Origin of the sequence: Prevotella sp. FD3004 (assembly GCF_000746155.1) — a bacterium.
GTDB lineage: Bacteria > Bacteroidota > Bacteroidia > Bacteroidales > Bacteroidaceae > Prevotella.
The window spans coordinates 194,358-219,563 of the sequence record NZ_JQKR01000011.1; the positions used below are offsets into that span (position 1 = coordinate 194,358).

17 protein-coding genes and 1 tRNA gene are annotated in these 25,206 nt (G+C 51.5%); 10 read left to right on the forward strand and 8 right to left on the reverse strand.

Annotation, left to right across the window (positions count from 1 at the left end; all coding sequences use genetic code 11):
* Positions 1–70 precede the first annotated feature (70 nt).
* Positions 71–1,084 carry a LacI family DNA-binding transcriptional regulator gene (locus T325_RS03160; protein ID WP_036910341.1) on the forward strand — a complete coding sequence of 338 codons (1,014 nt, stop codon included), beginning with the start codon at positions 71–73 and terminating at the stop codon, positions 1,082–1,084.
* Between the two features lie 9 nt (positions 1,085–1,093).
* Here the strand turns inward: T325_RS03160 and T325_RS03165 are convergent, their stop codons facing one another.
* On the reverse strand, positions 1,094–2,971 hold the full coding sequence (locus T325_RS03165) for a heavy metal translocating P-type ATPase (protein WP_036910463.1): 1,878 nt from the start codon (positions 2,969–2,971) through the stop codon (positions 1,094–1,096).
* A gap of 228 nt (positions 2,972–3,199) precedes the next feature.
* Here T325_RS03165 and T325_RS03170 point away from each other — a divergent pair, with 228 nt between their 5' ends.
* From T325_RS03170 to T325_RS03195, 6 genes are all read left to right on the forward strand, one after another.
* A complete protein-coding gene (locus T325_RS03170) occupies positions 3,200–6,322 on the forward strand; it encodes a ligand-binding sensor domain-containing protein (RefSeq protein ID WP_036910343.1) in 3,123 nt (1,040 codons plus the stop codon).
* Positions 6,323–6,348: 26 nt separating this feature from the next.
* Positions 6,349–9,339, forward strand: a complete 2,991-nt coding sequence (locus T325_RS03175) for a TIM-barrel domain-containing protein (protein WP_036910345.1) — start codon at positions 6,349–6,351, stop codon at positions 9,337–9,339.
* 316 nt (positions 9,340–9,655) lie between these two features.
* Positions 9,656–11,191 carry an Ig-like domain-containing protein gene (locus tag T325_RS12315; protein ID WP_051949673.1) on the forward strand — a complete coding sequence of 512 codons (1,536 nt, stop codon included), beginning with the start codon at positions 9,656–9,658 and terminating at the stop codon, positions 11,189–11,191.
* 90 nt (positions 11,192–11,281) lie between these two features.
* Positions 11,282–13,654, forward strand: a complete 2,373-nt coding sequence (locus T325_RS03185) for a glycoside hydrolase family 2 TIM barrel-domain containing protein (RefSeq protein WP_036910347.1) — start codon at positions 11,282–11,284, stop codon at positions 13,652–13,654.
* Between the two features lie 34 nt (positions 13,655–13,688).
* On the forward strand, positions 13,689–16,013 hold the full coding sequence (locus T325_RS03190) for a glycoside hydrolase family 31 protein (RefSeq protein WP_036910349.1): 2,325 nt from the start codon (positions 13,689–13,691) through the stop codon (positions 16,011–16,013).
* Between the two features lie 116 nt (positions 16,014–16,129).
* Positions 16,130–17,002: a sigma-70 family RNA polymerase sigma factor gene (locus T325_RS03195; protein ID WP_036910350.1), complete on the forward strand. Its 873-nt coding sequence runs from the start codon at positions 16,130–16,132 to the stop codon at positions 17,000–17,002.
* 47 nt (positions 17,003–17,049) lie between these two features.
* Here the strand turns inward: T325_RS03195 and T325_RS03200 are convergent, their stop codons facing one another.
* Positions 17,050–18,774: a sensor histidine kinase gene (locus T325_RS03200; RefSeq protein WP_197051304.1), complete on the reverse strand. Its 1,725-nt coding sequence runs from the start codon at positions 18,772–18,774 to the stop codon at positions 17,050–17,052.
* 139 nt (positions 18,775–18,913) lie between these two features.
* Between T325_RS03200 and tsaA the strand changes: the two genes are divergently transcribed.
* Both tsaA and T325_RS03210 read left to right on the forward strand, forming a co-directional pair.
* Positions 18,914–19,591 (forward strand): tRNA (N6-threonylcarbamoyladenosine(37)-N6)-methyltransferase TrmO, encoded by a 678-nt coding sequence (gene tsaA / locus T325_RS03205; protein ID WP_036910354.1) that lies wholly within the window; start codon positions 18,914–18,916, stop codon positions 19,589–19,591.
* A 213-nt stretch (positions 19,592–19,804) separates the two neighbouring features.
* Positions 19,805–20,473, forward strand: a complete 669-nt coding sequence (locus T325_RS03210; protein WP_197051305.1) for a sensor histidine kinase — start codon at positions 19,805–19,807, stop codon at positions 20,471–20,473.
* 23 nt (positions 20,474–20,496) lie between these two features.
* Here T325_RS03210 and T325_RS03215 read toward each other — a convergent pair whose 3' ends face one another.
* The 5 genes from T325_RS03215 to T325_RS03235 form a co-directional block, all read right to left on the reverse strand.
* Entirely contained in the window at positions 20,497–21,087 is a 591-nt protein-coding gene (locus T325_RS03215; protein ID WP_036910358.1) for a DUF4230 domain-containing protein, read from the reverse strand.
* A 15-nt stretch (positions 21,088–21,102) separates the two neighbouring features.
* On the reverse strand, positions 21,103–21,798 hold the full coding sequence (locus tag T325_RS03220; RefSeq protein WP_051949674.1) for a DUF4230 domain-containing protein: 696 nt from the start codon (positions 21,796–21,798) through the stop codon (positions 21,103–21,105).
* A gap of 345 nt (positions 21,799–22,143) precedes the next feature.
* The gene (locus T325_RS03225; RefSeq protein WP_036910360.1) at positions 22,144–22,839 is read right to left on the reverse strand and encodes an RluA family pseudouridine synthase; all 696 of its coding nucleotides are present in this window, start codon (positions 22,837–22,839) and stop codon (positions 22,144–22,146) included.
* A gap of 4 nt (positions 22,840–22,843) precedes the next feature.
* Positions 22,844–23,581, reverse strand: a complete 738-nt coding sequence (gene fabG, locus T325_RS03230; protein WP_036910362.1) for a 3-oxoacyl-[acyl-carrier-protein] reductase — start codon at positions 23,579–23,581, stop codon at positions 22,844–22,846.
* Between the two features lie 42 nt (positions 23,582–23,623).
* Entirely contained in the window at positions 23,624–24,217 is a 594-nt protein-coding gene (locus T325_RS03235; RefSeq protein WP_036910364.1) for a TetR/AcrR family transcriptional regulator, read from the reverse strand.
* A gap of 191 nt (positions 24,218–24,408) precedes the next feature.
* Between T325_RS03235 and T325_RS03240 the strand changes: the two genes are divergently transcribed.
* Positions 24,409–24,481: transfer RNA gene (locus tag T325_RS03240), tRNA-Met, on the forward strand.
* Between the two features lie 171 nt (positions 24,482–24,652).
* On the opposite strand, the gene T325_RS03245 is transcribed toward T325_RS03240, so the two are convergent.
* Complete coding sequence (locus tag T325_RS03245; protein WP_036910366.1) at positions 24,653–25,096, reverse strand: lytic transglycosylase domain-containing protein; 444 nt, start codon at positions 25,094–25,096, stop codon at positions 24,653–24,655.
* Positions 25,097–25,206: the final 110 nt, after the last annotated feature.

Genomic DNA, 25,206 nt, shown 5'->3' on the forward strand with positions numbered 1-25,206 from the left:
CGTAAACGTTTGCAATTTAAGATTATTTTTGTATCTTTGCATCCGAACCATCTTTTTTTGTAATCAACATATGACAAATCATAAGCGTCGTACATCGTTGAAAGACCTTGCCCAGGAACTGGGTGTGAGTATAGCTACTGTTAGCCGAGCCCTGCGTAATTCTCCAGAGATTGGCATGGAGATGCAGGAAAAAGTAAAAGCGCTTGCCAAGAAGTTGAATTACAGACCTAATCCCTTTGCCCAGAGCTTGAGAAAAGAAGCCCCGAGAGTTATTGGTGTGGTGGTTCCCAATCTGGTGACCCATTATTATGCTGCTGTGCTCGACGGTATTGAGGATGAGGCGCGTAAGGCGGGCTATTCGGTGATTAGTGCCAATACCCATGAAGACAGCGAGGCTGAGGTGAGGGCTATTGATAACTTTATCAGTCTTCACGTAGAGGGTATCATAGCCTGTCTGTCGCAAAACACCACAGATTACAGCCATTTTGAAGAGATAGCCCAAATGGGTATCCCCCTGGTGTTCTTTGGCCGTACTTGTTTGCAGGACCGGTTCTCGAGCGTGATGGCTAATGGCGACGTGGCAGCCCAGGAGGCCACCCAGCATCTGATTGATACGGGTAGCAGGAGGATTGCCTTTATCGGTGGCCCGAACCATCTGGATATGGTGCGTCGTCGCAAGCACGGATATCTGGAGGCTCTGAGGGAGAATAAAATCCCCATTGACCGCAACCTGGTGATATGTGAGAAGATAGACTACGACTGGGCTTATGAGGCCACGAAAAAGCTGCTGGACAATCATGCTGACGCCATATTGGCCTTCAATGACATTATTACCTTCGCAGCCTTCTCTGCCATAAAAGACAAGGGGCTCCGTATTCCCGACGATGTGGCACTGATAGGTTTTACCGACGATGTGCATGCCAGTTATGTGACGCCACGCATGTCGGCCATCGAAGATCAGAGCCATGAGATGGGCATCGAGTCATGCAAGCTCCTGTTGAAGAACATCAACGGCGATACGAAGATCTATAAGAAAATCGTGCCGCAGAAGCTTGTTATCCGCGACACGAGTGCTAAGCGATAGCTTTTTCCCTTAATTTTTCAGCGCCCTCATAGCATTGAGGACAGCCAGTACCGTGACGCCGACGTCTGCGAAAACGGCCATCCACATCGTGGCAAGACCAAAGGTGGCGAGAATCAGTACGCTTATCTTGACGATGATGGCGAACCACACGTTCTGGCGGGCTATGGCCAAGGTGCGTCGGGCTATGCGGATGGCGAGGGCTATCTTCGAAGGTTTGTCGTCCATCAGTACCACGTCTGCTGCCTCGATGGCCGCGTCGCTTCCCAGACCGCCCATAGCAATACCTACGTCAGCACGAGCCAGAACGGGGGCATCGTTGATGCCGTCGCCGACAAAGGCAACCTTGGCTTCCGAAGCAGCCAACTCGCGTTCCATGAAAGCCACCTTGTCGGCTGGTAGCAGTTCTGCATGGTATCCCGTCAGTGACAGCTGACTGGCCACGTGCTGAGCCACCTCCTTACGGTCGCCTGTGAGCATAATGGCTTTGCTGATACCCAGCGCCTTGAGCGATGCAATAGCTTCAGCACTGTCTTCTTTCACTTTGTCGTTGATGACAATATGGCCGGCATACTGTCCGTCGATGGCTACATGAATGATGGTACCCACATGATGGCAGTCGTGCCACTTTGCTCCGATGCTTTCCATCATCTTCGTGTTGCCCACACTCACCATCTTGTCGCCCACACGGGCACGTATGCCGTGACCGGCGATTTCCTCAACCTCTGTCACCTCACAGCCGTCGCTGGCCTCTTCAGGAAAGGCGTCGCGCAGGGCTGCGCCAATAGGGTGGGTGGTATAGTGCTCCACATGGGCGGCAAGATGAAGTAGCTGCCGTTCGTCGTATTGGTCGGGGTGAACGGCCTCGACAGCGAATTGTCCATGGGTGAGCGTACCGGTTTTATCAAACACAACCGTTTTAGTCTGTGCCAGCACATCCATATAGCTGGCGCCCTTGATGAGGATACCCTTACGCGAAGCGCCGCCGATACCTCCGAAGAAGGTGAGGGGAACGCTGATTACCAAAGCACAGGGACAGCTCACCACCAGGAACATCAGCGCACGATAGAGCCAAGTGGCAAAAGCGCCTCCGAACAGGGTAGGGATGACTGCCAGGGCAATAGCTGCAAACACCACTACTGGCGTATAGATACGGGCGAAACGTGTGATGAACGTCTCGCTCTTCGACTTGCTGTTGGTGGCGTGCTCCACAAGGTTCAGTATCTTTGAGACGGTACTCTCGCCAAAGGCTTTCGTTACGCGAACCTTGATGACGCCAGAGAGGTTCACACAACCGGAGATGACCTCATCGCCGGTCTCCAGCTCACGAGGCAGGCTCTCGCCCGTCAGGGCGATGGTGTTCAGCGAGGTGCTGCCTTCGATAATCGTACCGTCGAGGGGAACCTTCTCGCCTGGACGAATCACGATCACTGAACCAACAGCCACTGCCTCCGGAGATACGTCCTGGACTCCATGTGTCCCTGTCTCCTTGTCTCCTGAAATTTCTACGTGAGCCACGTCAGGACGGATGTCCATCAGGTGGGCAATGCTGTCACGACTTTTCCCTTCGGCATACCCCTCAAAGAGCTCACCTATCTGGAAGAACAGCATCACGAATACCGCCTCAGGGAATTCCGTTTCGGCTCCGGGCAGGAATCCGATACAGAGTGCTCCGATGGTAGCTATCGACATGAGGAAATGCTCGTTGAAGGCGTCACCGCTCAGCAGTCCCTCTACGGCCTCTTTCAGGGTGTTGTGCCCGATGAGCAGATAGGGTACCAGGTAGACGAGCAGCAACTGCCATGTGGTGAGACTGGTGTTTTTCTCGATGATAACGGCCACGATGAGCAATACAGCAGTCACAATGATGAGTGCCAGCTGTTCTTTCAGACTGTGTTCGTGCTCGTGATGGTGCTCATGCTTATGCTCACATGAGCTGCACGCTTCGTGATGATGTTGATGTGCCATATTCTCTACTTTTTTACTTTCTGGGTGCAAAGGTATGAAGAATGTTTCGCAACTCAGTTGCAATTTTTTTGCAGATTATTTGTTTTTCTCGTGGAAAACCCTTACATTTGTAGCGCAATAACGAAATATGAATCATAACCGATAACTATTATGAAGCAGCTTCTGACCTCTTTGCTCCTGATGTTCAGCCTCGGAATGAGCGCGGCTTCTACCGTGATTCCTGATATGAAGTTCCGTCGTCTGGATACGCGCGATGGCCTTTCTAACTCAACCATCAATTACCTTTTCCAAGACTCAAAGGGCTTTATCTGGATAGGCACGTCCTATGGTTTGAACCGTTACGACGGCTACCGTTTCCGTACCTACTATTCCAGCCCGAGCGACACCACCTCGCTGCGTAATAACTATATTGATCAGATATGGGAAGACCACTTAGGTCGTCTCTGGCTGAAGCAGGGCATGAACTACAGTATTTTCGACCCCGTCACAGAGCGCGTAAACCGTAACCCTACTACCGAACTGGTCAAGTGGGGCATCAAGGGCGGTATCGACCGCTTCTATATCGACTCCGAGAAGCGCATCTGGGTGAAGACCTATGATGAGGGTCTCTATTGCTACAATCCCAAGAAGAAGAAACTCAAGCTGGTGAAGTATGGCTATGCCCAGGACGAGATCTCGAAAGAGTTCTGGGTATCTTCGTTTGGCGAGTCTGACGGTCGTCTGCTCATGGCTTCGAGCGATGGCGACATGATGACCATCGATGGCGACCATGGAACGGTGCTCTCGAAAGACAGCTATATGCGTAACAATGGTGGCAAGCCTAGCGATGCCTATAACATTTTTGTCGACAAGCGCAACAACTACTGGGTCATCACCGGAGGCGGTAAGGTGTTTATCTTCGACCAGAAGGAGAAGAAGTGGCACACGTCTGTCAACAGCTATTTCGCAGAATACGGTATCCCCGCACTGCCCAGTCCTATGCAGATCTGGGATGTGGCTATGGACCATCGCGGATGGCTGTGGATTGCGACGGATCATGAAGGTCTGTTCGTGGTCGACCCGAAGAGCAAGGAGGTGAAGCAGTTCGTCAACAACAAGTATGATACCACCACCCTGAGCGAGAACACGGCCAAGCATCTGCTGATCGATAAGAATGGCGGCGTATGGATAGCATGCTATCGTAATGGTCTGAACCAGTATATCGAGAAGCTGCTGGGCTTCAAGACCCTCGAACTGGGCGATGTCAACACCACCACAGAGGATATCTACGGCAACTACTGGCTGGGTACAGACAATCGCGGTATCGTTAAGTACGTGCCATCTACGGGTGAGACCGAGGTCTACGACAAGGCTCGCTGTGGCTTCGCTTCCGATATCATGGTGGCCTCGTATGGCGCGAGCGACGGTTCCGTATGGTTCGGAACCTATAACGGCGGTCTCATCCGCATCGCCAATGGTCATGCAACCAACTATACCGCCTCGAATGCCGAGGACGGCCTGTTGAACAACAACGTATGGTCTGTCACCGAGGATAAGTGGGGCAACATCTGGCTGGGTACGCTGGGCAACGGTGTGCAGCAACTGGATGTCAAGACCGGAAAGTTCAAGACCTACAATTCCTATAACTCCAATCTGCCAGAGAACTTCATGACCTCGGCCACGTGGACGGCAAAAGGCTGGCTCATGGTGGGACACTCGCAGTACTATTCGCTCATCAATCCCTTGAGCGGAAAGATTGTCAACATCACCATCCCCGCCATCCCCGGACAGCCGGCAGCTATGGCGTCGACGACCTGTGTCATCGAAGACAGCCGAGGCCTTGTATGGCATGGCTCTACAGCAGGCTGTTGTGTCGTCGACGGAAAGACAGGCAAGCAGACCCTTCTCGACAGGAACAGCGGCCTTCTGGGCTCGAGTGTCGTGGGTATTGCCGAAGACCTCCAGCATAACATGTGGGTTGTTACTGAGCACGGCGTCTCGAGTGTCGTTCCTAAGAAAGAGGAAGATGGCGACTGGACGTTCACCGTGAGCAGCTTCAGCAGCCGCGACGGATTGCAGGAAGGCCCCTACAACCAGCGTTCCATCTCTCGCACTAAGGACGGTCTGATCCTGGTGGGCGGTCTTGGAGGTGTAGACGTTATCTATCCTAAGCTTGTGGCCAATATCCACAATACGGAGAAGCCCATCTTCAGTGGTCTGAAACTCTTCGGACAGGAACTGGGCGTAGGCGATGAATACGAAGGTCGCGTGATTCTGAAAAAGGCACTCAACGACAGTCGCGAGCTGACCCTCCGTCATTACGAGAACCAGTTCACTATCCAGCTGGCTACCGATAAGGGCGAAATCCACAACCCCTCGCGCTTCGTCTATATGCTCGAAGGTTTCAGCGACAAGTGGATTAAGACAGAAGAGCAGGATCCCAACATCACCTATATGTCGCTCCATCATGGCAGTTACGTGCTTCATGTGCGCATGCTCAACGAAGACGGAACCATGGGACAGAACGAGGCCACGCTGAAGATCACCATCACGCCCCCGCTGCTGCGCAATCGCTGGATACTGCTGCTGTTCCTCCTCTTCGTGGCTGCTGCAGTATGGCTGTGGCGTCACTTCTTCCTGAAGCGTCAGGCCGATCACGTAGAGCGTGAGCGCTTGCGCATGGAGGTGAAGAAGAAGCAGTGGATGAACGAGATGAAGACCCAGATGATGGCTGAGGAGCAGACCGCCCGGAAGAATGCAGAGTCCCGGCAGCCCGAGTGGGAGGTGAGCGCGCTGACACTGCACCGCCAGGAGAACGACCTCCAGGCGTTCATGAAGGAGCAGTGTGCCCAGTACAAGGCTCCTGACGGCAAGCGGGTGAAGTTCTCCTTCTTCCCTCTGGCTCAGGATCTGAGGCTCGAGTTCGACCACGATATGATGGCTCAGGCCATCCAGATACTGCTGAACAACTCCGTGATGTTCTCACCCAGCGACTGTCGCATCAAGGTGTTCGTCGACAAGACCGACAACCATGGTACCATCCGCATCTCGGATAATGGCGTCGGGCTGCCCGAGGAGGCCAAGGCTCACATGTTCGACTCTGTGGTGAACGACGACGACCCGGGTATATGTCTGCACATCGTGAAGGATATCGTGGAAGCCCATGGCGGAACGGTTGTTGGCGACAACAACGCGGGAGGCGGTTCCGTATTCACCATCACCATTCCGCTCGACGATGCCGGCGACGTCGAGGAAGCCGTGTTGATGGACGATGACGATGAAATAAATAACTGATATCATCAATAATATAATTAAAACGTATGAAAAGAATCCTAATCCTGGTGTCTGCCCTGCTCACGACGGGAATGTCGATGGCGGCCGAGGTGCAGACCAGTGGAAACTTTGTGACTATTCGTCCTGACGGAGGTCAGGCAAAAGTAATCCGCCTGGAAGTGATGAACGACAACATTATCCGTGTGCGAGCCACCTCTGCCGAGGCCCTGCCCGAGAAGCCCGCCTCGCTGATGATTGTCCCCCAGACGGCTCCGGCCAAAGGCTCCTACCGTGTGAGCGACGAGGGCGAGACGGTGGTCGTCAAGGCCCGCAATGTCAAGGCTGTGGTGTCGAAGGCCACGGGCCAGCTGTCGTTTTTCGACGCAGAGGGCCGTCAGCTCCTCAGCGAGGCCAGCGACGGCAAGCAGTTCTGGCCCTTCACCGTGCCAGAGCGCGAGCTGGGCATGAAGACGGGCTATTCCGTCCCCGAGGAGCAGAAGCATGGTCTGACGTGGCAGATGAAGTTCGACTCGCCCGACGATGAGGCCTTCTACGGCCTGGGTCAGCACCAGAGCGAAGAGTTCAACATGAAAGGCAAGAACGAGGACCTGTTCCAGTACAACACCAAGGTGTCTGTCCCCTTCGTCCTGTCCAACAAGAACTACGGTCTGCTGTGGGATTCCTATTCCTTCTGTCGCTTTGGCAATCCTAACGACTATCTCCAGCTCAACCGCGCCTTCAAACTCTACGACAGACAAGGCAGGGAGGGCCACCTCACGGGCACCTATATCGACCGTATGGGTAAGAAGCTCGTGCGCGACGAAGACTCCATCTATTACGAATACGGTACGCCAGCCAAGTCGGAGATTGCGCTGAAGACCGATAACGGTGGCATCAAGAACCTGCCTCAGGGTTTCCAGCTGGCAGGCGCCAACGTTACCTACGAAGGCTTCATCGAACCCGAATGCTGTGGCAAATGTGCTGGTAAGACACAGCTCTACCAGTTCATCCTCTACTATGCCGGCTACATCAAGGTCTATATCGATGGCCGCGAAGTCGTGCCCGAGCGCTGGCGCACAGCCTGGAACCCCAACGCCTATAAGTTCAGCTGCGAGCTCCAGAAGGGACGCAAAGCCCAGTTGCGCATAGAGTGGCAGCCCGATGGCGGCGAGAGCTATTGCGGACTGCGCGTGGCTGAGCCCCGCAGTGCCGAGGAGCGTGGCAAGCTCTCCGTCTGGAGCGAGATGGCCAAGGACATGGATTATTACTTCATCGCTGGCCAGAACCTCGACCAGGTCATCTCTGGTTACCGTACTCTGACTGGTAAGGCATCGCTCTATCCCAAGTGGGTGCTGGGCTTCTGGCAGAGCCGTGAGCGCTACAAGACCTCTGACGAGGTGGAACAGACCCTCGCCGAGTTCCGCAAGCGCCAGATACCCATCGACAACATCGTGCAGGACTGGAACTACTGGCCCGAGGACCAGTGGGGCTCCCATCAGTTCGAGGCCTCGCGCTATCCCAATCCTCAGGCCATGCTCGACTCCGTACACGCCATGCACGGTCGCTTCATGATCTCTGTGTGGCCTAAGTTCTATTGCAATACCGATAACTACAAAGAGCTCGATGCCAAGGGCTGGATGTACGTTCAGTCGCCCACCGACGATATCCACGACTGGGTGGGGCCCGGCTATAAGAACGGCTTCTACGACGCCTACGACCCGGGAGCCCGCAAGATGTTCTGGCGCCAGATGGACGAGAACCTCTATACCAAGTTCAACAAGAACGGTGTCGCTGGTGTCGATGCTTGGTGGATGGACGCCTCAGAACCCAACGTGCGCGACTGTACCCCCATGTGGTATCGCAAGGCCCTTAGCGGCCCCACCGCTTTAGGTACCTCTACCGAATACTTCAACGCCTACAGCACCGTCAATGCCGACGCCATCTATAACGGCCAGCGCAGCGTGTGGAAAGGCAAGCAGAACGAGCCCCGCGTGTTCCTCCTCACCCGTAGCGGCTTCGCTGGCGAGCAGCGCTTCTCAACCGCCACATGGAGCGGTGACATCGGTACTCGCTGGGAAGACATGCGCGCCCAGATGACGGCAGGTCTCAACTACTCCATCTCGGGTCTCCCCTTCTGGGGCATGGACCAGGGCGGCTTCTGCGTGGAGAATCGTTACGTGGCTGCCCAGCAGCTCTTCGACCATAGCGGCGTGGAGAACGAAGACCTCAAGGAGTGGCGCGAGCTGCAGACTCGCTGGAACCAGTTCGGCACCTTCATCCCCCTGTTCCGCTCACACGGCCAGTGGCCCCTGCGCGAGATATGGAACATCGCCCCCGATGAGCATCCTGCCTATAAGTCGTTTGTCTACTACGATAAGTTGCGCTATCGCCTGATGCCATACCTCTACTCAATGGCTGGCTGGGCTCATTTCAAGGATTATACCTTGATGCGTCCGTTGGTGATGGACTTCAATGGCGACAAGGAGGTAGAGAATATCGGCAACCAGTGGATGTTCGGTCCCGCGCTGATGGCCTGTCCCGTAGGCTACTACAAGGCCCGCAACCGTTCTGTTTATTTCCCAGAGCAGTGTGGCTGGTACAATCTCTACACAGGCGAGCACCTCGAAGGTGGTCAGCGCCTCGTGGTCGATGCTCCCTACGAGCAGATTCCCGTCTTCGTGCGCGAGGGCGCCATCATCCCCTTCGGTCCTGAGATGCAGTGGAGCGACGAGCGCCCCGCCGAGCTCATCAACCTCTACGTCTATGCCGGACAAAACGGCAGTTTCCAGCTCTATGAAGACGAGGGTACCAACTACAACTATGAGCGCGGCAAATATGCCACCATCGACATTACCTACGACGATGCCACCCGTACGCTCTCGTTCGGTGCCCGCAAGGGTCAGTTCCCCGGTATGCTCAAGAGCCGCCGCTTCAACGTCGTGCTCGTCAGCAGCGATCAGGCTAAGCCCCTTGATCTCGACAACCCCGATGGTCTGATGGTCAGCTATAACGGTAAACCCGTCACCATCCGGCTCTGATTTGCTGCAGTGTTGCAGTGTTGCAGTTCGAATCATGAAGTGGAAAAAGTGAAAAGTTAATACTATATATTATATATATTATATATATAAATATATAGACCTTTTTTTAGGGGTGCGCAAAGCTCTCAAACAACTGCAACACTGCAACAACTGCAACAAATGGCCCCGACTTTGCTCCGAGGAAAACCTGACTCCCGATAGGTGAAAGCAGGATTTTCCTCGGAGTAAAGTTTGATATTTTTCTTGCGTGAAAATTTGGTAATTCGCTCATTTTTAATTATCTTTGCACACTGAAACTAAAAACAAACCGAACAAAATGAATTTATCAATCAAGAAACTTTCCTGTATGGCGTTGCTCACGGCAATGACCATGATGCAAACATCGTGCGACGAACTGTTGGGCGAAACGGATAATCCGGCGCCTCCCGTATCGGACGTCACGCTCGACGAGACGACACTTGAGATGGTTTATGGCAATGGTAAAGACGTGACGCTCGAAGCCACGGTAAGTCCTGCAGACACTGAAGACTTTGATGTCACATGGTCGTCGTCTGACGAGAGTGTCGCCACGGTAGACGATGAGGGTGTGGTTCACGCCGTGGGCGCAGGAACAGCCGTCATCACCGCCAAGGCGGGCAGCAAGAAGGCCACATGCGACGTCAGCGTGGTGGTCAACCTGGAGACGCCGCTCACCTTCGAGGCCGCTGCGGATGGCGCGACCGTCAAGTTTAATGACTATGATGAGGATATCGTTGCTCCAAACGTAGAATATTCGCTCGATGGCGGCATCACATGGAAGGATGACCTGACAGCGGATGGTGTTACGCTGGCTGCCGCGGGCGACAAGATCTCGTTCCGAGGCACGAACGAGGCGTACGGAGCTGATGATTATTATGATTGTTATCAATTCAAACTCTCAAACGAGACTTATGTTTATGGCAACGTGATGAGTCTGATAAACAAAGACAACTACCCCACCAACAAGACGTTGACAGCCGACTATGCCTTCATGGGATTGTTCAATGGTCAAGATATGCTGAAGAACAAGGATGCTGATCACCAGATATACCTGCCAGCCACAACGCTGGCAGAATACTGCTATGATGGCATGTTCTGGAGCTGCAAAAACCTGACCACAGCGCCCGAACTACCCGCCAAGACGCTGGCAGAAAACTGCTATTATGGCATGTTCTCGAACTGCACAAGCCTGACCACAGCGCCAGAGCTGCCCGCCAAGACGCTGGCAAAAGACTGCTATTATTGGATGTTCGCTTACTGCACAAGCCTGACCACAGCGCCCGAGCTACCCGCCAAGACGTTGGCTAAAGGGTGCTATAATAGTATGTTCGCGGGCTGCGAAAGCCTGACCACAGCGCCCGAGCTGCCCGCCAAGACGCTGGCAGAAAACTGCTATAATGATATGTTCAATGGCTGCAAAAGCCTGACCACAGCGCCAGAGCTGCCCGCCACAATGCTGGCAGAAGGGTGCTATCATGGCATGTTCGCTTACTGCGAAAGCCTGACCACAGCGCCAGAGCTGCCCGCCACGACGCTGGCAGAAGACTGCTATAATAATATGTTCAATGACTGTAAGAAATTGTCCAGCGTTACCTGCAAGGCTACGAATCTCAGTGCAGGTTGTTGCCTTATTGGCTGGCTCTGGGATGCTGGCACGGATGAATCCGTAACGACAAAGACGATTTATATCAGCAGTGCTTATTCGGATTATATAGCAGATATGAATGGCAATCTGGAAGGTACAGCTGATGATGACCAGATCAATACGAATGTGCCCTGGATAAAAGGCGATAGCGGCATCCCCGCTGGCTGGACCATCGCAGCTGCAGAATAAGAACCGCTGCGCAACAACAAAAAAACAACAATCTCCGCTCTGAACACTTAGGGCGGGGATTTAAAGAACTTAAAGACAACCAAATCTTTCATGATCAAAAAAACAATACTGACGGTGGCTGCGGTGCTGATGGGACTGACAACGCAGGCCAGGGAGAGACTGTGTTTCGACAAAGACTGGCTGTTCGTGCTGGGCGATTCGGCTCAGATGGCTGCCACAGACTATAACGACTCGTGGTGGCGGGGACTCGACGTGCCTCACGATTGGGCCATCGAGGGCGACTTCCAGGCGGGCAACCCCAGCGGAGCGGGCGGGGGAGCGCTGCCAGGGGGCATAGGCTGGTATCGCAAGCACTTCGCGCTCGATAAGATAGAGAAGGTGTTTCTCGAGTTCGACGGCGTGTATATGAATTCCACCGTGTATGTGAATGGAAAGGAAGTGGGCTTCCGACCTTACGGCTATTCGAGTTTTGAGTACGATATCACACCATACGTCCATGAGGGCGAGAACGTGGTGGCGGTGCGCGTGGACAACAGCGACCAGCCCAACTCGCGCTGGTATTCGGGCTGTGGCATCTATCGCCATGTGTGGCTCACGAAGACCAGCGCCATCCATGTGAAGCACTGGGGCGTGAAGGTAGACAACGGGCGCGTGGAGGTGGACTATGAGAATCCCACGGGGCAGAAGGTGACGGTAAAGAACACGTGGCTCGACGCCAGCGGAAAGCCCGTCAGTATCAGGAAGCCCCGTAAGTGGAGCCTCGAAGACCCCTATGTGTACACGGTGAGGACACAGCTGATAGCAGGCGGAAAGGTGGTCGACGAGGTAGAGACAACCACGGGCTTCCGCGACTTCAGGTTCGACGCCAAGACGGGTTTCTGGCTCAACGGCAAGAACTTCAAGCTGAACGGCGTGTGTGAGCACCACGACTTCGGCTGTCTGGGCGCAGCCCTCAACGAGGATGCCCTGCACCGCAAGCTCACGAAGCTGAAGGCCATGGGCGTGAACTCGATACGCTCGTCGCACAATCCCCCGGCGCCTGAACTGCTGAATATGTGCGACACGATGGGACTGATCGTGATGGACGAGAGTTTCGACATGTGGCGGCGCAAGAAGACACAGAACGACTATGCACGCTTCTTCGACGAGTGGCATGAGAGAGACCTCACCGACCTGGTGCTGAGAGACAGGAACCACCCCTCGGTGCTGATGTGGAGTATTGGCAACGAGGTGCTCGAACAGTGGTCGGATGCGGAGGCTGACACGCTGACGCTGGAACAGGCCAACCTGATTCTGAACGCTGGTCATGATGCATCGACATTGGCTAAGGACGGCGAACTGAGCGTACAGTCGCTGCTGACACAGCATCTGGCGGAGATCGTGAAGCGCTACGACACGACACGACCCGTTACGGCGGGCTGCAACGAGCCGTCGCCAGGCAACCATCTCTTCAAGAGCGGCGCGATAGACCTGATAGGCTTCAACTACCACCACCAGTGGGTGAAGGACGTGCCGAAGAACTTTCCCGACAAGCCCTTTATCTTCTCGGAGAGCGTGAGTGCCTTGCAAACGCGTGGCTACTATATGATGCCCAGCGACTCGACATACGTGGCACCGAAACAGTGGTGGCTGCCCTATACAGACCCTACGTATATGTGTTCGGCCTATGACAATATGCATGCTTCGTGGTCGAGTACGCACGAGGAGACATGGGACGTGGTGAAACACACGCCATACGTGGGCGGACAGTATATCTGGACGGGCTTCGACTACATTGGTGAGCCTACGCCTTACGGATTCCCTGCGCGCTCGAGCTACTTTGGACTGATAGACCTGGCAGGCTTCCCGAAAGACACATACTATATGTATCAGAGCGAGTGGACGGAGAAGCCCATGCTGCACCTCTTCCCTCACTGGAACTGGGTGGCAGGCGACTATATCGATATGTGGTGCTACTACAGCGGGGCCGACGAGGTGGAACTCTTCATCAATGGCGAGAGTCAGGGCGTGCGCAGGAAGACAGACCACCAGCCTGAAGGCTGGAAACCCGGACTCTGCACGGAGTATCACGTGGGATGGCGCGTGACGTTCGACCCCGGAGAGGTGAAGGCCGTATCGAGAAAGAACGGTAAGGTGGTGTGCGAGCAGACTGTCAAGACTGCCGGAGCGCCCGACCATATCCGTTTGTCGATAGACTATAAGGGCAAGGCGACGACCTTCATCACTGCTGAGGTGGTGGACAAGGACGGCAACCTGTGTCCATGGGCCGAGGATATGATTTATTTCATCTATGAGGGCGACGGAAAGGTGATTGGTACCGACAATGGATGCCAGACGTCGATGGAGCGTTTCAAGGCGCCGCAGCGTAAGGCCTTCCACGGCAAATGTATGGTGGTGGCAACGGGCAAGGGCTCGATTACTGCCAAGTCGCCCATGCTGAAACCAACGTGGATAGAGTTTTAATTAGGGAGACAAGAATACAAGGAGTTCAAGAAATATGAAGAAGTTTTTTGGTGCAATGTTGCTGCTGGGTAGCTCAATGGTTGTCAGCGCACAGATACAGACCAACGCAGGTATCCAGTATCTGCAGGCTATGCAGAAGGATGTGTCGACAGACTTTTATGATTTGTCGAATACCTATTTCCTGGCCGACTCGCTGGTGAGCTTCGATGCGGCGAAAGGTGAGGGACTGGTGCAGTGGAAACGCTACAGGATGAGTCCGCGCCAGGCGTTCAACCTGAACGGTTACTGGCCCGTGAGAATGCAGATGCTCGACTTTCCTGACGCTGCCTATGAGAACGACCCGGAACTGAAACTGAAGGTGGAGTTCGTCAGTCCCAGAACGGTGAGGGTACGCATGCTCTCAACCCCCGTAGAGCCCAAGGTGTCGGACGAGGACGACGTGATGTTCTGCGACGCCTTTAAGAAAAAAGGGGCGGGCACCATGTGGAAGGTCTCGCAGAAGGAGGGCGCCATTGCCTACAGTTCGGACTATGGCACCATCGAAATCAGGCAATATCCCTGGCGCATCGTGGTGAAGGATGCCAAGGGCAGAATACTGACGCAGACGCGACACAGCATAGATAACGACTCGAGTCAGGTGAAGCTGTTGCCCTTCTCGTTCATCAAGCGCGGAAGCGACAACTCGAGGAGCATGAACCCTGTGCTGACGCTGGCACCAGGGGAGAGAATCTATGGCTGTGGCGAGTCGTTCACCTCGCTGAACAAGGTGGGGCAGAAGGTGCATCTCTCCGTGACTGACCCTCAGGGGCCTGAGACTGACGGACAATACAAACCTGTGCCCTTCTTCTTCTCGAACCGCGGCTATGGTGTGTTCATGCACACCTCAGCCCCAGTGACGTGCGACTTCGGTGCCTCGTATATTGGGGCCGACCGCCTGTTTATGGCTGACGAGCAGATGGACTTCTTCATCTTCCTTGGTGAGCCTAAGGATATTCTCGACGAGTACACGAACATCACGGGAAAGAGTCCTATGCTGCCCTTGTGGAGCTTTGGCACATGGATGAGCCGCATCACTTACTTCTCGCAAGATGAGGGACTGGAGATAGCCCGTCAGTTGAGGGCACACAGAATTCCTTCAGACGTGATTCACTTCGATACTGGCTGGTTCGGCGTAGACTGGCAGTGCGACTATCAGTTCGCGAAGGACCGCTTCGAGGATCCCGTGAAGATGCTCAGACAACTCTCGAAAGACGGATTCCATACTTGTCTGTGGCAACTGCCTTACTTTACGCCCAAGAACCGTTTCTTCCCTGAAATTATTGAGAAACGTCTTCACGTGGTGAATGCTACGGGCGGTATGCCTGTAGAGGATGCCGTGCTCGACTTCTCGAACCCTGAGACCGTCAGCTGGTATCAGTCGAAAATCGAAGGTTTGATGAAACAGGGCGTCTCAACCATCAAGTGTGACTTCGGCGAGGCTGCTCCCTATAATGGCTTCTATCATAGCGGCAAGGGCGGACTCTACGAGCATAACCTCTATCCCCTGCGCTACAACAAGGCTCTCTGGGAGGTTGTGGAGCGCAACCATCCTGGTGAGGGCATCATCTGGGCGCGCAGTGCCTGGGCAGGAAGTCAGCGCTATGCCTTACACTGGGGCGGCGATGCTGCTACCACGAACACAGGGCTGTTGGGAGACCTGCGGGGCGGACTGAGCTTCGGACTGAGCGGTTTCTCGTTCTGGAGTCACGACATGGGTGGCTTCGTGACGGCCTCGCCTGAGGATATCTATCGTCGTTGGCTGCCCTTCGGATTCCTGAGCTCTCACACACGAGCCCATGGTGCGCCTCCTACGGAGCCCTGGCTCATCTCGGAATCGTTTACAGAGGCTTTCCGCGATTGTGCGGAGATGAAATACAAACTGATGCCTTATGTGTATGCTCAGGCCAAGGACTGCTCTGAGCGCGGACTGCCTATGGTGAGGGCCCTGTTAGTAGAGTTCCCACACGACACGGGTGCCTGGCTCGTTGAAGATGAGTATATGTTCGGCTCGCAGATGCTGGTGGCTCCGCTCATGGAGAGTGGTCATGAGCGTGAGGTCTATCTGCCCAAGGGTAAGTGGATCGACTATCAGACCGGTAAGGTTTATGAGGGTGGCTATCAGACCATCGAGGCAGGGAAGATTCCTGCCATTATCCTGGTGCGTGACGGCAGTCTGATACCTCATGCCCCTCTGGCTCAGCGTACAGACCAGATAGACTGGAGCAGGGTGGAAATGAAGGCTTACAAGGCTGACGCCAAGACCTGTAAAGGATGGCTCTTTAAGCCTGGTGACGCCAGACTGCAGGAAATAGTGCAATGATTTGTATCAATAACGAACGAAATTTAGTTAACGTCTCTTAAAAAGAAAGAGCCCAAGTAACAACGAACCGATATTTTTTGTACTTTTGCACACTTTTTCAGAGTAACAGAATATATATGAGGCAATTAAAGATTCAAAAGAGTATTACCAATCGATCGAGTGAAGCACTTGACAAATACCTCGTAGAGATTGGTCGTCAACCCCTTGTAACCATTGATGAGGAAATTGAACTGGCACAGGCTATCCGTAAGGGTGGCCCGGAAGGAGAGAAAGCTAAGGAACGCCTGGTGACGGCCAACCTGCGCTTTGTCGTTTCTGTGGCTAAGCAGTATCAGCATCAGGGCTTGACACTGACCGACCTGATCGACGAAGGTAATATCGGACTGGTAAAAGCTGCTGAAAAGTTTGACGAAACGCGAGGATTTAAGTTTATCTCTTATGCCGTATGGTGGATTCGCCAGAGCATCCTGCAGGCTATCGCAGAGCAGAGCCGTATCGTTCGCCTGCCTTTGAACCAGAGCGGAGCACTGAGCAAGATTAATCAGGAGATTAACCGTTTCGAGCAGATTCATCAGCGTCGCCCCTCTGTGACAGAGTTGGCGGAACTGACTCAGATCGATGAGTCGAAAATCGAGCAGACAGCTAAGGCTGATAGCCACCACATGAGTATCGACGCTCCTTTTGGCGAGGACGACGACAACTCGATGGCAGATATGCTCAGCTCGGGAGATGACTCCCGTACAGACAAACACGTGGACTATGAGTCGCTGACCAGCGATCTCGATAACGTGTTGCGCAACGTGTTGAAGGACCGTGAACTGAAAATCGTGAAGGAGTGCTTTGGTATAGGATGCCAGGAGCGCGGACTTGAGGAAATCGGTGCGGAGATGGGACTGACACGTGAGCGTGTGCGACAGATTCGCGAAAAGAGCATCGCTAAACTGCACGACAGTGGCTATGCCCGCATCCTGATAAAATATTTAGGATAAGGAAAAAGATAATCCCTCGCTTTCTGGCGAGGGATTTTTTTTGCTGCTTATGTATGAATGGGCAGTCTGACTATGAAACGCGCACCTTTGGTGTATTTGGTGTCGAGTGTGACAGTGCCTCCCAGCTGTTCTGCGAACTTGCGGCTCAAAGGCAGTCCGAGACCAATACCTTCCTTAAAGGAGTCGAGCTTCACGAAGCGCTCGAAGACGTGTTCCGCCTCCTTGGCGGGTATGCCGCTTCCTGTATCTTCTACAGAGATGGACAGCATTCGCCCGTCGCTCTCTGCCGATAGTTTGATATAGCCCTCAATGGTATATTTCCTCGCATTGTCGAGCAGACTGTTGAGAATGCGTTTCAGCATGTTCTTGTTCGTCCTGAGCGTGAAGCTGTCAGATAGCGTGGTCTCAAATTTCATTTCGATATCAGGAAGAACCTCTTTCGCATGATGCTTGATGAGCGATCTGAGCAGCGAGTTGATGTGCGTGTGGTCTTCCTGATTCATCTTCTTTGTCGACTCTATAAGCGAGAGGCCGATAATCTCGTCGATGAGTTGGGTCATCCGCTGGGCATTCTGCTGCATGACCTCAGCCATGTGCTGACGATCAGACACATTCTCTACCAGATCGGGATTGGCTATGACTTGGGCAAAGCCGCTGATGATGTTGAGCGGCGTGCGTATCTCGTGACTGATGTTTCTGATAAAGGCCCGCTTCATCTCCTCTGATTCCATGGCGCGCTTGTAGGCCTTCTCGAGTTCGAGGGTATGGCGCTTGCGTGCCTGTACGATATAGAAGAGTGCCATGAGTAATAGTAGAAGCGCACCCATGGTAGCCGTCAGGGTGATCATCTTGGTGTTCGAGGCCTCGCGTTCCATCTCGTACATCCTGACTTGTTCGCGGATACCCAGCATGCTGTTGGTCAGCACCACATTGTCGATTGAGTCGCTGGTGGCATAGTCTTGTTTAAGGGCTTCGTAGGCCTCTTTCCACCTGCCGGCTTTCTCGTAGATCATGACTATGGCGTCCAGACCTTCGTCGCCTAAATCCTCACGAGCCATTTTTACGGCCTCGTCAGTGTTTCCAAGATAGCACTGATAATAGACTTCGAGCAGTCGACCATGGACTGACGACTCGCCACGTGCCTCACCTTCCTTGTATGCCTTATAGCCCTCAAGGAACTTGTCCATATCACCACGTGTGAAGTAACTCGCAGTACGACGGGTCACGATGTCGAACACACGCTCTTTGGAGTGCTTCTCCGCAATACACTTGGCTCTTTCCAGCAGACTGTCGGCCTCTGCCGGGTTATTGTCGAGCGCCACGTTGACGATGTTCATGTAGATTGGTGGCATGTTGGAGTAGTAGCCCTGCTCCTCCATCATGCTGAGCGCCTCGTACCAGCATTCCTTCGCTTTTTTCTCGTTGCCGCAATAGCGATTGATATGGCCCAGCATGTTGACGGCCATATACATCTCCTTGTCGAGTTTCTTCTCACGCAGTTCCTTGGCCATCACCTGAGCACATTTGTAGGCCTCGTAGATGCGTTGTTGGTTCATCAGAAACACAATTTCGTTGCATCGCTGGGTGTAGTAGGCGTGCATGTCCTTTTGTTTCAGCAGATAGCTCTGAAGGTTTTTCAGGGCTGGGAAGAAACGGGCGCTGTCGCCATCGTTGAAAGCATGGCTCATTGAGTCGCGCAGAGCAGTATATTCGGCGCTGCTCTTATAGTCCTCAGTAGCGTATAATATACTACCAGACAGTGTTAAAGCCATTGTCAAAAGGATAGTCTTTAACCTCATAAAAATTGTTTAGCTCTATTTTCCTTTGCAAATATAAGAAAAATATCCATTCTCTCAAAGTTTTTGGGTGAATATTTTGTGTTTTTCTCTGAAAAATGGTAATTTTGCGCCTATGGAAATAAAACCGATAGCTTATTTCGAATCGCCCCTGAAGTCGAAATTCGGCATCCCGAGGCAAAGTGGACTTGTGGAGCAACTCTCAGGGCGTATTGTCTTTGAACCGCCTTATCGCAGGGAAGAGGCTGTGAGAGGCCTCGAAGGGTTTGACTTCCTGTGGCTGATATGGGAATTCTCTGCCAATCGGGATGCAGAGAAGAGCCTCACTGTGCGTCCGCCCCGTCTGGGGGGAAATACCCGCCTGGGTGTCTTCGCCACGCGTTCGCCTTTCCGCCCTAATAACTTAGGACTTTCGTGTGTGCGCATGGACAGGGTGGAGATGGATTCGCGTCTGGGGCCTGTGATTTATGTGCTTGGCGCAGACCTCATGGATGGTACTCCTATTTACGACGTGAAACCCTATGTGGCATACGCTGATGCTCATCCTGAGGCGCGTAGTGGTTTCGTGGACGCTACAGAGTGGAAGCCTCTTGAGGTGGAGATGACTGACGAACTGGCTGCTATGGTTCCTGCTGGCGAGTTGGAGGCCTTGAGGGCGACGCTGGCTCAGGACCCGCGCCCACGTTTCCATGACGATCCACAGCGCATCTATGGCATGCCTTTCCTTAATGTGGATATTCGCTTCAGGGTGGATGGAAGAAGCCTGATTGTTACCGAAATTATCAAAAATTGACCCTTTTTTGCGAAATTGTAGCCGAAAAGTTTGCCATTTAACAGATATTTTATAATTTTGCAATCTCTCGACGAATGTCAGATATATTTAGAGAAGCGTAGTACAATGATGTTGGTAGTTTGTTTGGTCATTTTGTTATGTATGTGCATTTACCTTTTCATGCGCATCAGATCGCTCAATTCCAAAATTAAGGAATTGGAGAAGCTTGATGTCATGAAGACTACTTTTATTCGTGCATTAGGTCGTGAGATCCGTACTCCTCTTCACTCTGTCTCTGGAATGGCTGAGATTATTGCCCGTGAGGATCTGTATTTGTCGAAAAGCGAGAAAAAGAGTATCTCGGGTAAGATTCAGTATAATGCCAGTATGATATCTACTTTGCTCGACGAGGTGGCTGTATATTCGGGAGGTGGCGATGGGCATCATCTCCAGGACGAACGCTTCAGTCCTAACCAGCTGATTCAGCGCTGTCTGGACGGTAACCGCCCATTTGTGCAGAATGGCGTGCGTTTGACATTCCGTCATGATCTGCCTGACGATGTGTTCGTGTCTGCTGATCGTCATATCGTAGAAGTGGTACTTAATAAACTGGTGTTTACCTCTTGTCGCTTTACCAGCGAGGGCGAGGTGGCCGCTGGATGCTATCGCGACAAGTCGTCGAGCATGATTACGTTCTATGTGGAAGATACGGGCGGAGGTATTCCTGAGGATAGGAAAAAGGTTCTTTTCAAGTGGTTCGACAATCCCAGTGATATGACGGATGAGATAGAGTTCGACCTCAGTGTGGCTAATCGACTGGCTGAGAAGATAGGTGGCTATCTTCGTTACGACGAACATTACCAGAAGGGAACACGTATGGAGTTTGTGCTCCCTGTGCGCTAATCCTTGTGCCTGAATTCTGAGCGCTAATTCTTGAATACAATCTTTATGTTTTTATACCCCATTGATTGCATCATGTTGCGTAGTTGTTGGTCTGCGTTGACCTCTGCTGCCTGAAGGTTTTCCTTGGTCAGACAGTGGTTCAGCATCTGTCGATAGGCTTTTTTATAGAGCGCATCGCGATCAGTAGGTTTCCATGAACCGCTCTCGTAAAATGACTTCGTACGTGCCTCGTCGATAAAGTCTTTGTCGAGAAGTCCTATCTTGGGTAGTTTCATGATCACGGAGTCGCCCTTCGTGGTGAGCCATCCGGGTTCTACTTGGTGCATGTTGACACCTAGTCGTAATGTGCCATAGTAGATGCGTACCAGTTCGTCGTTGGTGAAGAATCCCTTGCGTACGGTGTCAACTAATTCTTCTGCGCTTAAGGAGAGGAATTCCCACTCGCCAATGGCTTTTATGCTCTGAATCTGTGTCGGGGTCACGTCAATGGCTGTATCTGCTCCGAAGGCTACATAGTTGCCTTTTGTGATACTTTTCACCCACATGATAACTGCAATGAGTAGTCCAACGACTATGATGCTTATACCTATTTTAATATAACTGCTTGTCTTCATAAGTCAATTTCCCTTCTAATCGTCAATTCTTATCAGTGTCTGGATGTCTTTCGGACCATAATGCTTGCGGAAAGCAACCGTAATGTTCTCTTCTTCATATCCCATCTCTACAAGCATGGGTACGAGTACTTTCGCCGCGTTGGCTTGGGCTGTCTCCAAAATACCCATTTCTGGTATGCTCTCGATGATGGCTGCACGTCCTTGTTGCTGATAGTTAGCCAGTTCCTCATCGCTGAAGTTCGAACGGGTCATAGCCACATACTGTTTCATGTTCTTCTGGTCTATCTTCGAACTTGTCATCGTGACCTTGGGGTCGGGCAGGATGATGGTAATCTTGTCGTCCTCGCGCTCAACGTTCTTTTCTGAGAACTGACTGAAGTCGATCCAGGCTTTCAACTTGGCGTCCATGGGAATGGCAATCTTGCGATCAGCCATTGGAACCTTTAAGTTGAATTGTCGTTGGAGAAGTGAGCCTTTCAGGCGCAGGGCATCGTCGTGGGTTACGATCTTATGTACCTTGTATTCTGCTGTGTAGAGCTTAGAACACTTCTGAATCTGCATGATGAGCATAGGCAGTGAGTCGACTGCCAGATAGGTTTCCTTTTTCTCTGCCTCATCATTGCTCTGAATGTGCCAGTCGCCACACATATAGAGTGCTACTACCACGATGAACGCTCCTGCAATGAAGCCTATAATCTTGTTTCCTTTCATATTCTTGTCATTGTAAATATGTGGCAAAGGTAAGAAATAATTCCGATATGTCCATTGGTTAGTGAAGAAAAAAGATAGAATTGTTATTCTTGCTGCCGAATTGACATGTATCAACTAATTTCTGTTACCGCACACAATTCTTAAAGATTCCTTGCTTATTTCATAAAAATGCAGTAATTTTGCACCGTCAATAAGAATAAGAAGATTAGTTAGTAAAGATATATTATACATTTGAGAATAATGATAATGACAATGACCATGAGTGCCATGCTTTTAGCTGGCATGCTGTTCAGTGTATGGATGGCAAAACACGATAACCTGGATGTTCGATAACACCCAGGTTTTTTATGTCTTTTTCTGTCTGTTTTGTGATTGTGGTGCCAAAGCTTGCCAGAGAGGATCGTGGGGTATGGGTGCCTCAATAACAATGGTTTCTTTTGAAACAGGATGGACAAACTCGACCTTTCGTGACATCAGCGAGATGCTTCCATCGGGATTACTACGGGGAAAGCCGTACTTTAGATCGCCCTTAATAGGACTTCCCATCGCTGAAAGTTGGCAACGTATCTGGTGATGACGGCCCGTCATCAGGTTGACTTCTAACAGACAATAGTTGTCTGAGTGACTGATAACGCGGTACTTCAGGATCGCTTTCTTGGCATTTGGTTTCTCCGAGGTGTAGGCATACGACTTATTCTGCTTTTCATTGCGTACCAACCAATGAGTGAGTGTTCCATCGGGTTCGCGTGGCGTGTTTTTTACGATAGCCCAGTAAGTCTTGTGTACTTCGCCTTCTGCAAACATCTTGTTCAGACGGGTCAGGGCTTTTGAGGTGCGGGCAAAGACTACTAGGCCTGAAACAGGACGATCCAGACGATGCACCACGCCCAGAAATACGGCTCCGGGCTTTGCGTATTTTTCCTTGATATAGTCTTTTACAATATCAGAAAGGGGGCGATCGCCAGTCTTGTCGCCCTGAACGATCTCCCCACTCTGTTTGTTGACTACGATGATATGGTTGTCTTCGTAAACTACATCCATCAGCTTACATGTTCATACCACCATCTACCTGGATCACCTGACCACTTACGTAGCTCGACATGTCTGAAGCGAGGAATGTGGCTACATTGGCAATGTCTTCTACCAGACCACCACGACGCAGAGGAATCTTGTTGATCCACTCCTTGCGGATATCATCAGGCAGAGCCTGAGTCATAGCTGTATCAATGAAACCAGGAGCAATAGCATTAGCACGGATACCCTTGGGACCCATCTCCTGACCAATACTCTTTGCAAGTGCAATCAGACCAGCCTTTGAGGCTGCATAGTTGGCCTGACCAGCATTGCCGTGAACACCTACTACTGAGGCCATGTTGATGATTGAACCACCACGCTGGCGCATCATCACGGGCACACAAGCGTGGATGAAGTTGAAGGCCGACTTCAAGTTTACAGCGATAACGGCATCCCACTGCTGTTCTGTCATACGAAGCATCAGTCCGTCTTTGGTGATACCAGCGTTGTTCACGAGGATATCGATTGAACCAAACTCCTCTTTCACAGCCTTAACCACTTCCTCAGTCTGAGCAAAATCTGCTGCATTTGAGGCGTAGCTCTTTGCCTTTACGCCCAGAGCGGCAATTTCTTTTTCAGTATCCTCGTTAACCTCGAGGTCTGTGAATGCGATGTTTGCGCCCTCGGCGGCGAATTTCAGTGCGATAGCCTTTCCGATACCGCGTGCAGCACCTGTGATCAGTGCTGTCTTACCTTCTAATAATCCCATAATAAAATTCTTGTTGTTTAAATATGTTTGTACTTTATTCTTTTACTTCTTCTGGAACTTGCCTAAGGCGCCATAAACGACCTTGGCCACCTGTGGCTTGGTGTCCTCTTCCTTCATACCGTGGGCAATGCGTCCATATATATAAGGTACTTCCAAACCCTTGATACAATAGTGGGTGATGTCTGCCACAAGGTCTACATTGTCAATGTCAAATTCACCGTCTTCCTTTCCCTCCGTATAAACTTTGCGGAAGAGTTCTATTTCTGCATCGTCAAAATGCTTGCGTACCTTCTCGACCATCCAGATGTTGCGGAAAAACTCTGCACGCAGATTTCCATTACGCACCACCGTCTCACGAATCATACTCAGATGGGTATATATCAGCTCAATGATTTTGTCTTGTGGACGTATCTTTCTGGCTGCTACCTCATCGAGCTTGTCGCTTAAGCGTTCCAACTCGCTTTCGATAACGGCATAATAAATTTCCTCTTTCGATTTGAAATAAGTGTAGAGCGTCCGACGTCCTTTGCCTGACTGCAAAGCGATGTCGTTCATCGTCGTGTTCTCGAGCCCGTTTTTGGCAAATAGCTGTCGAGCCACGTCAACTAGTTTCTGTCTGGTTTTTGATATTGACATATTACTTCCTCCTCTTTTTTATGAATTGCACACAGCAATTACAGTGTGCAAAATTAATTTTTTTCTTTGAATTAAACAAGAAAATAGGGCAAAAATATGCCTTGAGTCGAGAAAATACAAAAAAAAAGCGCAAATATTTGCGTAATTCAAAAAATAGTAGTACCTTTGCACCCGCTTAGAAAAAATAACATCGCGGAGTGGAGCAGTTGGTAGCTCGCCAGGCTCATAACCTGGAGGTCGCACGTTCGAATCCTGCCTCCGCAACAAGAGAGGGATGCAAGCTGAAAAGCTTGCATTTTTTATTTTCATCCAGACAGTTAAGAAAGAGGAGGGGAGAAAAAAATATCCGATCGTCAGGTTTTGCCCTTGACAATCGGATTATCAGTCTTGCAAATAGTTCTCGTTATACAAACGACTGCGAAGTTTTCTGTATCCTTACTTCATTCGTGCCAATACTTTCTTATAGTACCTGTTGGTAGCTTTGACACTGTACTTAACACCACCATTCCATGAACGTATAGCTTTCTCAATGCTATTTTCAGGGTTGAAGTACTTCTGAATTAAGAGGAACATCTCCTTTGACTTCTCGACACTATAACGGTCGTCCATCGTGTAGCGCTTCTTACTCTTTTGCTTTTTCAGAATCTCATTACATTCTCGTACAAGTATCGGAGTAATCTGCATCGCGCCTACTGAGTTCCCACTCACGGCTCTGGGATTTCCTTCGCTTTCTACTTGAATAATCGCATCCATTACTGGATTCCAGTCAAAACTTGATGATTTTGTGTTCTTGTTGCCGCTGCTAGATGCAAAAGCTGTAAAACTTGTCATCATAAGAACCATCAAGCTGACACTTGCCTTTTTAATTAGTTGATTCATATTCTCTATACTTTAGGCGGACTCTTGCGAGACCCGCGTTATCCTTTAGATTTCTTACTCAAACTAACGACGTCGCGTCGTATTTCGGGGGCAAAGGTACAAATAATCAG